General features: G+C 56.8%; 10 protein-coding genes, 1 tRNA gene and 2 pseudogenes. 1 reads left to right on the plus strand and 12 read right to left on the minus strand.

Annotated elements, in window-relative coordinates; all coding sequences use genetic code 11:
- Positions 1-188 precede the first annotated feature (188 nt).
- The 10 genes and pseudogenes from RBR25_RS16780 to RBR25_RS16825 all read right to left on the minus strand — a co-directional run bounded on the left by RBR25_RS16780 (position 189) and on the right by RBR25_RS16825 (position 6309).
- Positions 189-274: transfer RNA gene (locus tag RBR25_RS16780), tRNA-Leu, on the minus strand.
- A 183-nt stretch (positions 275-457) separates the two neighbouring features.
- Positions 458-598 (minus strand): annotated as a pseudogene (locus RBR25_RS16785) (SAM-dependent methyltransferase); the annotation flags it as partial.
- A gap of 30 nt (positions 599-628) precedes the next feature.
- On the minus strand, positions 629-1255 hold the full coding sequence (locus tag RBR25_RS16790) for a LysE family translocator (RefSeq protein ID WP_432820694.1): 627 nt from the start codon (positions 1253-1255) through the stop codon (positions 629-631).
- A 61-nt stretch (positions 1256-1316) separates the two neighbouring features.
- A complete protein-coding gene (locus tag RBR25_RS16795) occupies positions 1317-1679 on the minus strand; it encodes a translation initiation factor Sui1 (RefSeq protein WP_432820695.1) in 363 nt (120 codons plus the stop codon).
- 7 nt (positions 1680-1686) lie between these two features.
- Complete coding sequence (ypfJ, locus tag RBR25_RS16800; protein WP_432820696.1) at positions 1687-2547, minus strand: KPN_02809 family neutral zinc metallopeptidase; 861 nt, start codon at positions 2545-2547, stop codon at positions 1687-1689.
- A gap of 135 nt (positions 2548-2682) precedes the next feature.
- Positions 2683-2883, minus strand: coding sequence for an SEC-C metal-binding domain-containing protein (locus RBR25_RS16805; RefSeq protein ID WP_432820697.1), 201 nt, complete (start codon positions 2881-2883; stop codon positions 2683-2685).
- A gap of 17 nt (positions 2884-2900) precedes the next feature.
- Positions 2901-3278: pseudogene (locus RBR25_RS16810) on the minus strand (hypothetical protein).
- Between the two features lie 279 nt (positions 3279-3557).
- Complete coding sequence (locus RBR25_RS16815; protein WP_432820698.1) at positions 3558-4364, minus strand: ABC transporter ATP-binding protein; 807 nt, start codon at positions 4362-4364, stop codon at positions 3558-3560.
- Between the two features lie 2 nt (positions 4365-4366).
- On the minus strand, positions 4367-5218 hold the full coding sequence (locus RBR25_RS16820) for an ABC transporter permease (RefSeq protein ID WP_432820699.1): 852 nt from the start codon (positions 5216-5218) through the stop codon (positions 4367-4369).
- 11 nt (positions 5219-5229) lie between these two features.
- Complete coding sequence (locus RBR25_RS16825; protein ID WP_432820700.1) at positions 5230-6309, minus strand: DUF5714 domain-containing protein; 1080 nt, start codon at positions 6307-6309, stop codon at positions 5230-5232.
- Positions 6310-6366: 57 nt separating this feature from the next.
- Between RBR25_RS16825 and RBR25_RS16830 the strand changes: the two genes are divergently transcribed.
- Positions 6367-7526 (plus strand): IS3 family transposase gene (locus RBR25_RS16830; RefSeq protein ID WP_432820701.1). Its coding sequence is split into 2 segments (ribosomal slippage): positions 6367-6640 and positions 6640-7526, totalling 1161 coding nucleotides; the frame shifts between segments, so codons are not numbered across the junction.
- Positions 7527-7584: 58 nt separating this feature from the next.
- Here RBR25_RS16830 and RBR25_RS16835 read toward each other — a convergent pair.
- On the minus strand, positions 7585-9597 hold the full coding sequence (locus tag RBR25_RS16835) for a methyltransferase domain-containing protein (RefSeq protein WP_432820702.1): 2013 nt from the start codon (positions 9595-9597) through the stop codon (positions 7585-7587).
- 13 nt (positions 9598-9610) lie between these two features.
- Positions 9611-9835, minus strand: a complete 225-nt coding sequence (locus RBR25_RS16840) for a hypothetical protein (RefSeq protein WP_432820703.1) — start codon at positions 9833-9835, stop codon at positions 9611-9613.
- Between the last annotated feature and the right edge of the window lie 179 nt (positions 9836-10014).

The following is a 10014-nucleotide window of genomic DNA, read 5'->3' on the forward strand; positions in this document are numbered from 1 at the left end:
CCTTGCCGTTCAGCTAACGGTTCCCGTCATCAGGGTCCGTAGAGGACTTTCACCTCCAAGTCAACGATTGACCACCACGATCAATCATCTGGTGCTTACGCACCACGCGCCATGCCTGGCGCACCAACAAAAAACCCGCCATTTAGGCGGGTTCCCTGGTCCTTATCGGACTTTCTTAGATTGTAGCTTGGTACCGAAGGCCGGACTCGAACCGGCACGCCCGGAAGGCATCGGTTTTTGAGACCGACGTGTCTACCGATTCCACCACTTCGGCAAAGTGGGTGGATTATAGAGAGGGCCGGGCCGGTGGTCAAGTTTTTTTCTGCCGGTTTTACCCTGGCGGTGGCCCAAACTCAGGGTTTTCGCGCGACAATCCGCACCACCGCTCCGCGCCCGAAGTGACACCCCGTTCCGTCTCCGGCTTCCGTCGTCGTTCTGGAAAGGCCCAGAAGCAGACCAGAAAGGCGGCGTTACGCCCCTCCCCCTCGGCTAGACACCGCACCCTGGCCGGCAAGAGCGATCCGCTCACCTTGGCGAGAAAATCGTTGGGTTCCTTGCCGTAAATATAGTCAGGCGCGGCATAGCGCTGATCCCACATAAACTCCCCCTATCCCCGGGTCTTTCGGCCTCAGCGCGTACTCGTCGCAAGTTTCAGGGCCAAAGCGGCGAAGACCGTTCCGGCTAGGCGATTAAGAAGGATTTGTGCTCGCCCGGAGCGCCGCAAACGCTCACCGACGGCGCCGGCCAGCAGACTGACGGAACCGAATACGAGGAGGGTGGCGACGATGAAGATCCCGCCGAGAATGAGCAGCTGCACGGCCAGCGGCCCCCGGCTAGGGTCGGCGAACTGGGGGAGGAAGGCCAGGAAGAAGACCGAGACCTTGGGATTGGTAATGTTCATGATGATCCCCCGCCGGTACAGCCGAGAACGCGGCACGACAGCGGCTCCGGAAGAATCGACCGCATCCGCTTTGGCGCGAAAGGCCAGAACGGCAAGATAGAGCAGATAACCGGCGCCGGCCCATTTCAACAGATTGAAGGCGAGCACCGAGGCTTGAAAGACCGCCGCCAACCCGAACGCAACGGCGGCGGTATGGACCAAGAGTCCGGTACACAGGCCCAGGGTCACGAGTAAGCCGGCACCAGGTCCGCGCTGGGCGGACTGGGCCAAAACAAAGAGGTTGTCCGGGCCGGGGGAGAGGCCGAGCAGCACCGAGGTGGTAAAAAACAGGAGCAGGGTATCGAAAGGAATCATAAGGACTCACGGGAGGAAAGAAAAAAGGGCCGGGCTACGACCATGGGCAAACCGGACGGCCCTAGCCGCCGGCGCGTTTGACCGTCCATCCCAGCTTCTTGAGCTCTTCCAGCAGCAGCTCGGCGTGATCCCCCTGGATTTCGATGACCCCGTCCTTGACCGTGCCGCCGCAGCCGCATTGCTGCTTGAGTCGGGTCGCCAGCGCCTTGAGGCCCGCGACATCGAGGGGGACGCCGGTGACGAGGGTCACCCCCTTGCCCTTGCGTCCCTTGGTCTGGCGGGAGACCCGCACGACGCCATCCGCCGGTGGAGCCGCCGTCGTGCGGGCGCAGGCACACTCCCCTTTCGGCCGGTTGCAAGCGGGGCACATCCGCCCATGCTCACTCGAATAGACCAGTCCGCCGTTCGTTTTTTTCACAGTCATGAAATCCTCAGAGCCGGCCGGCGGCAAAGGTGTCGCACTGGCTCAGTTCGCCGGTGCGGGCGCCCCGGGTGAACCACTCGACGCGCTGGGCCGAGGTGCCGTGGGTGAAAGAGTCGGGAGAAACATAGCCCCGGGACTGGCGCTGCAGGCGGTCGTCGCCGATGGCGCTGGCCGCGTTCAGCGCCTCTTCGATATCCCCCTCTTCGAGAACCTGGCGGGCGCGGTGGGCGTGGTTGGCCCAGAGTCCGGCCATGCAGTCGGCCTGCAATTCCAACCGCACCAGCAGCTGGTTAGCCTCCACCTCACTCACCCGCCGCCGCAGGTTGTTCACCTGATCGAGGATTCCCAGAAGCTTCTGCACATGATGCCCGACCTCATGGGCAATGACGTAGGCCTGGGCGAAATCCCCCGGAACCTGATGGCGCAACTTGAGATCACGATAGAAGCCGAGGTCGATGTAGACGCTCTGATCCGAAGGACAGTAAAAGGGTCCGACCGCCGCCTGGGCGTAGCCGCAGGCCGACTCCACCGCATCGGTAAACAATACCAGGCGCGGCTCCCGATACTCCCGCCCCATTTGCCGGAAGATGTCGTGCCAGACATCTTCGGTGTCGGCAAGCACCACCGAAACGAAATCGGCCAGCACGTCCTCCTCGGGGGAACGGGGAGAAACTACCACCGAATCTCCGCCCGACATGCCGGTCGGCGCCCCCTGATCAAGGACAATGGCCGGATCGACGCCGAAGTACATGGCGATCAGCGCCAGGATAATTACGCCGATACCGCCCCCAACCTTCTGCCCCCCCGTCACACGCATACCGCGCCGATCCTCCACGTTGTCGCTTCTCCGGCCATCCCGCCAACGCATAATCCACCTCCCTTAAACATGGAACAAATTGACAATGACCGCCATCCGGGCCAAATCCGACGGCGATTTTTCAAAGTTATCGAAAGCTCAAAAAAATCACTTGCAGGATGAGACCTCATCCTTGCGCCGGGGCTTTCAGACAAAGGGATTACTCCGGTACGCCGCCGGACTGATGCCGAGCTCACGCATCCGGCGTCGATCTTCCGGACGGTGACAGCACGCGTATTTGCGGCCGCTGCCGCACCAGCAGGGATCGGAACCGCGCAGATCGACGAGACTGTCGGGAAGTTCGGTGCGCTTTTCACGACGAAACAGCTTGTTCAACCAGGCAAACATCCGCATCTTCCTTTCATTCAGAAGGCAAAAAGTTTCAGCAACTTCCGGACCACCAGCTCCGAAGAGGCCGGATTCTGGCCCGTAATCAGCAAGCCGTCAACCTCGACAGTCCGACCCCTGCCGATAGAAGACTCTTCGCTCCCTGAGCCGTCCAGCAAAAGAGGCACCACGCTAGTCAATGCCACGGCCTCCTCCTCGGCATTGGGAAAACCGGCTACGCGCCGCCCCTTGGCGAGAAAGTCGCCGTCCTTGCCGCGCACGTTGACCAGCGCGGGCTGTCACGCCTTGGCATCCTTCAGCACGTAATAGGGAGCGGCGAATTCTTCGAGCCACCCGGTCTTCTCACCGCTATCGCCAAGGCGGTCATAGAAAGTAAGGACGAGGAGAATCTCCATGGTATGATCCTTGGAATGGAGGGATTGTCGTTGTCCAAGGGTAACACAGAATTTTTCACCCTGCTGATTGTCCCGCTCGGTGATTAAGTGCATGAGGGTCAGGCGATAACTGCAGGGAAGGCGGATGAGATGACAGCCGACGAGTTTTCCAGTCAGGGGATGAAGCCCGAGGCGGTGTTGAAGGGGAGAGGGGCGGGACAGATCGGTTTAAACAAACTGCAAACAGACCGACCCGGGGTTTTAGTTCCCCTGGGCCACCCCACTCCTCTACTGATGCCGTCAAACGTCTTGCTGTGTACACCCCTGCGGCGCATTCGCGCCATCCGGCAGCTGCCGGGAGAGATCTTTGAGCGCGGCGCGTAAACGCAGAATATTGAACATTTGCTGTTTATCAGTACGACTGCGCTCCTGCCCCCGCTGAATCCGTAAAGAGGCATAGCACCTGTTTGGTGGATAGCCCATGATAATGACCCGGTCAGCCAGATAAGCCGCTTCTTCAACGCTATGGGTGACAAAAACAACTGTCTGCCGGCGCTTGGCGCAGATTTTCAGCAACTGATCCTGAAGATGCTCGCGGGTATCGGCATCGAGGGCACTGAACGGTTCATCCATCAGCAACAGCCGTGGCTGCAGGGCCAGCACCCGCGCCAATGCCGCCCGTTGCTTCATTCCGCCAGAGAGTTGATGCGGATAGGCCTGCTGCGAACAATTCAGATCGACCAAGGCGAGGCAGTCGTTGACGATTCGATGCAATTCCGTTTTCGCTACGCCTGCAGCTTTAGGACCCAACTCGATGTTGCGACGCAGGTTCATCCAAGGAAACAGGGTCGCTTCCTGAAAAACAACGGCTCGCTCCGGGTCGGGACGGTTGATCTGGCGACCGTCAAAACAAATCTTCCCCCGATCCGGCGGGATAAACCCGGCGATCATGTTGAGCAAAGTCGATTTTCCGCAACCACTCGGCCCGATGATACAGACAAACTCACCTTCGGCGATAGCAAAAGAAAGGTTTTCCACCACCGCTGCAGACTCGCCCTCACGAGCTTGCGGATAAGCTTTGCTGATGTCGGCAACTTCGATCAACATGCTCAAACCTCCCTTCTTAAACCCCAGAGTTCGATGGTTCTTTTTTCCAACGGAATAAAGATCACCCGCTCTACGATCAGCCCGATACCACAGATGATCGCAATACAGACGAAGCTCTTGGCAAAATCGAGAGTCCAGCGGGACTGGATGATGGCATAGCCGAGCCCGGTCCCGCTGCCGACGACCATTTCGGCGGCGACCAGCACCCGCCAGCTGCTACCAAGTCCGACCCGCAATCCACTCAGGATATGGGGTAGCGCTCCCGGCAACAGCACGGTCCGGAACAGCATGCGGTTATTCAGGCCAAGCATACGGGCAGCGCGAATGTACATCTCATCGACCCGTTTGACGCCACCAGCAACATTGATGGCGATCGGGGCAAAGGCAGTCACCGCAATCATGAACAGGGTGGCACCGTCACTGATTCCGAACAGCAGAATGGCAACAGGAATCCAGGCCAAACCCGGGATCAGCTGCAAGACCTGGATCGACGGCATTGTCAACCGTTCAAAGGTGCGCCAACGCCCGGCAGCCATGCCAATCAGTGCCCCGCTGAATACGGCAATGGAAAAGCCGCTCAGCCAGCGCCCTATGCTGCTGAGGGTGTGCAGGTAGATCGAATGTCCCAGGAACTGCTCCCCAGCCAGCATTTTCAACAGTTTCCAGCCGGTTTCGAAAGGTGTTGGGAAAGGGACGCCACGCCACCAGTCAACAGCCCAGGCAACAACCTGCCACCCGAAAATAATCAGCAGCAGGGACGCGCCGCCATAAAACAGGCTACCGTAATCCCAAACTTTGTCGTTCGTTTTTAAAGCGACGACCACCTTCTCTCTCTTGAGTGCCACGCTGACCATAAACTCTGCACCTATTGGTTATCTTTCGCGGATGGGAACAACGGACAAAGTTTCCCGGCACAGTGATCGGCTTGCTTGAACTGATCACAAACGAGCAGTCTAGACGCCAAAATGTTCGTGTCGGTCAGCTCTCGGGAGATCGCCTCGGCTTCTTTTAAGGCCAGCCAGCATTCTCGTTGACAACACCTGCTGAAAGGGTGCTCAGCGATTTTTTCGGATACCCTGATCACAATTTTCTGCACAGTTTGACGCAGCTTGCCGTTAAATGGCGATGCTCTAAGGATAACCGAGAAGGCAATGCCGACCCCGACGGCCGCGCCATCGACACCTAAAAAGGAACAGGAGGCACCCGGAATCTGGGTGCCGCGATTGATCCCGGTGAGAATCTCTTCATCGCCGATAGCACCGCCATTATTACGATAGGCCGCCAACAGAATGCCTGGAACCATGGGATGGTGATGCGGACCGTGGGTCGGAAACTCAGGCCGTGAACGCAGTTCCTGGAAAATAGCGATGACGTCCTTTTCCTTGGTGGTCAGACAGACGTTGCGGATGGCATCCGCTGCGGGCTGGATGTGGCATTGATCGCAGACGAAATGTCCTTTTTCCCAGCTGCTTTCAACCCGTCCTCTCTTGCCACAATAGTGGCAGCTCAACTCCTGCGGTTCGGCCAGAATAATGATCGGCTCACCGCAGACCATACAACCCGACTTGTGGTTGCTCTCAACCTGCGGCAGATCAGTCGGAGGACGGAAATCGGGCAGACAGCAACAGTCCATCTTCTGTTCTAGGTTGGTCACCTGCCCCTTGTCGTCAAGCAGCATGACATCTGTGCCTATCGGCAGGTTTGCTGGCAGGCTGACGTTGGTGCTACAGCCACGCTGAATCAGCTGGCCATTATCAGTCACCACACCGGCAAAAGGACCGCGATAAAGCAGGCTGGTCTCGTTCTTGGGGCCCGGCTTGAACGCCTGGTACGTCAATGAATAAAACGGATACCCCTTAATCTCGCGGTAAAGGTAGCGTTTGACAACGCTTATATTTTCAAAACCGAAATCTTCCAGAATGCCGAACAGTGAGGTGGTCCCCAAAATTCGGACAGTGTAGTAAGGTGGGTAGCCGCACACCGACGAAGGAGGTACCACCTGATGAGCAAAACGAAACGTACGCGCTACTCCGCCGAGTTCAAGGCCAAGGTCGCCCTGGAAGCGATCAAGGGCGAGCAGACAATTTCCGAGCTGGGTAGCCGCTATGGGCTGCATCCCAACATGATTACCAACTGGAAACGGCAGGCCATCGACAACATGGCCGAGGCTTTTTCCAGTAAAGCCGAACGGGCGCGAACCGCAGATGATGCCCAGATCAAGGATTTGCACGCAAAAATCGGGCAACTCACGGTGGAACGGGATTTTTTGGCCAAAGCCTTCGGTCGTTGAGTCATTCTCGAAGGAAGAACCTGGTCGAACCTGACCATCCCCGACTCAGCATTGTGCGTCAATGCGAACTGTTAACCGTCAATCGATCCTCGTATTACTATCGGCCAAGCGGTGAAACGGCGCTGAATCTGGAACTGATGCGCCTGATCGACAAGCAGCACCTCGAAACGCCCTACTACGGAGCCCGGCAAATGGCCCGACATCTGCGCCGTCAAGGGCATGGGGTTAGCCGCAAGAGGATCGGTCGCCTGATGCGGCTCATGGGCCTCTGTGCCATCTATCAGAAACCGAACACCTCGAAACCGAATCTGCAACACAAGATCTATCCGTATCTTCTGCGCGAACTGACAATCGAGAAGCCCAATCAGGTCTGGTGCGCCGACATTACCTACATCCCCATGCGGCGCGGCTTTCTGTATCTGGTCGCCATCATGGACTGGGCCAGCCGCAAGGTTCTCTCCTGGCGCTTGTCCAATACCATGGATTCCGACTTCTGCGTGGACGCGCTCGAAGATGCATTAGCCCGCTATGGCAAGCCCGAAATCTTCAACACCGACCAAGGCAGTCAGTTCACCAGCGACGCCTTCACCGATGCGCTCAAGGGCGCCGAGATCCGCATCTCCATGGACGGCAAGGGGCGCTGGATGGACAACGTCATGATCGAGAGACTCTGGCGCTCACTGAAATACGAAAGCATTTACCTCCATGCCTATGAGGGCGGAAGCGAGGTGCGACAAGGGCTCAGGCACTGGATCGACCAGTACAATACAAGCCGCCCTCACTCCAGTCTGGACGACAGAACTCCGGATGAGGCATATTGGCAAAAACCCCGACCCGGCTACGCTGGCCCGGCTCTCCAACTGGCGGCATAATCATGAAGGCTACCCACCTTATTCCCGCCGCCGACCTGTCCTAACAACCGGGGCCACCTTACAGATCACGCTCATGCATGGCGCCGCCGATACACTCGCCACGCAATTTCTCATTCAGCTTAATCGCCAGCGGAATCTCGGTGTTGTGCACGACATCGGAAATCAGCAAACGACCTCCCGGCTTGAGTACACGGGCAATTTCCTTGAAAGTCTGTCGCTTGTTAAGAGCGAGGTTGATGACGCAGTTAGAGATGATTACGTCACTGCAACCGTCGGCCAAAGGTAATTCTTCCAGGAATCCCTTCTTGAATTCGATGTTGGCGTAACCGAGCTGCTCAGCCACCTTGTCGCGAGCCGAGTTTGCTTGCGTCAACATGGTGTCGGACATATCAACGCCGTAAACCCGTCCCAGCCTACCGACCTGCTTGGCGGCAATAAAACACTCAACACCGGTTCCGGACCCTAGATCGACTAGCGTCTCGCCCGACTGCAGGTTGCAATCCATGACCGGGCTGCCGCAACCGTAACTGCGCACCCGCGCCGATTCCGGGATATGCTCAACCAACTCGCTATCATAATGCACCGGGTTGACGATATCCTCATTCACCTCTTCAGCCGCCTGCGAATAAAAAGAGCGGATCGAAGCGTGGCCATCGCCATCCGACAGCGTGAGAACACAATTGGAGTGGGTAAAACAAACCGATTCCCCACTTTCATCGCATTCATCAACCCGCTCACCCATGCGCGACCGCAAGGAAAAGGTCTCGTGATCGGGAAACTGCTTAGCTTCCCGATCAATCAAATAAAGAGCCATATCGCGATAGAGGGGGAGATAAGGATCTTGGCCGACGAATTGGCCAGAAAAGAGGTAACTATGGTCGATATCGCCGCCGCCGAGAAAAAACCGAAGTGGATCAGATTTCAGCTGCGGACTTTCAATAACTGACAGAGAACGGATCTTCTCCATCAACGGACTTTGTCGCCAGACCTGATTTAACCCTTCACTCAGATGGCCACAACGCAAATCATCCTCAAACACCATCGCCGGGGTTGGATAGATCGCTCCATCCGGACCGATCGCCAGGCTCTCCCAGCAGGCATTACTGAGATCCATGCGGATGCCGCTGAAATTGAACACCTGACTCTGCATGATGCTGAAATTATCGATAGTGACACGTCTCTCCTGAGCTCTTTCGAAAGCCTGCCGCGCACTGCGGAAAATTTTCTGCGGCGAAACAAATAGCTCGCGGCCAGCTTTGCCTTTTATGAACAACCACATGAAGTGCAGGTTTGCGATCCCCTGCTCCGCGGCAAAATCGACCGCAGCGGTCATTTCATGAACATTGTTGCGATTGATCGACATCGACAGCGCTGCCGACAGGCCGATGCCTTTCAGCCACTGTAAATTCCGCTGCAACTCTTCAAAGCTGCCACGACCGCGCAGCGCGTCATGATTACCCTGCATGCCATCAAGGCTGATTTGAAAATGCAAGCGGTTGATGTCCTGCTGCTGTAACCAGCTTTCATATTTCGGTAAAGCCTTGCCGTTGGTCAAAATAACCAAGTGGGCATCACCATCTGCCAGTATCCGTTCGCAAGCTTCCTTGAAATCGGGATGAACCAGTGGTTCACCACCGGTGAAATAAAACAACCGACAACCCTGCTCGTATGCTTGGTCGATCGTCGAGAACAGATCGTCGCGCGACAGCTCGGCACAGTGCCCTTCCCCTGAAGCAAACAGGCAATGAGAACATCTCATGTTGCAGCGGTTGGTGATATGCAGCCAGCATTCTTTCAGTGTTCCGAGCTGCCGTTCCACAGCTCGCCCGGCGTATGAAGTTTCGGACTCCGGTTGCAGCCGCTCCATCAAACGGTGCAGTTGCAGTTGTGCAGACAACTCAGTTTCAACGTGACCAGCCTTGACCCGCTCCAGAGCAGTCGCAGCCGCGGTTGTGGGCACAAACCAGTCTGGTGCAACAGGATTGACATAGATCGGCGTTTCTTCAAAAATGAAACGCTCGTAGCGAACTAGACAATCGAGAATGGACGAGTGAGATTTGTTCATCTTCATAATGTTATCCCTTTCAAAAGATGGCTGAAAATTCAGGAATCATCTCTATTTTTCCCAGCTCCTTGAGATAGCCGGCCGTCATCACCATGCTGGCGCGATCATTTTCATTAAAACCGATCCGCCAGTCCAGACTGTATGTGCATTTTCGCTGCTGCTCCTCCGGGAGTCCGGTTACGGCGGCCACGATGCGAACAGTTTCGTCCGGGTTTTCCTGCATAAAAGCAACGGCTTTCTTCAATCCTCTGACCAGGGATTGGAGGTCGTCTTTGCGCTCTTCCAGCGTTTGCTCACGGTCGTTGTCAAGGGAGTTGTCGCATTTTCATGCCACGTTTTCTTTGAGCAGCAGTCGATCCTGGGAGGCCTTATTAAGGTTCAGGATGACCACCGCGGGTCGGCTCCAGTTTCGGCAGTTGCCTG

This window comes from Trichloromonas sp. (assembly GCF_034006665.1).
GTDB lineage: Bacteria > Desulfobacterota > Desulfuromonadia > Desulfuromonadales > Trichloromonadaceae > Trichloromonas.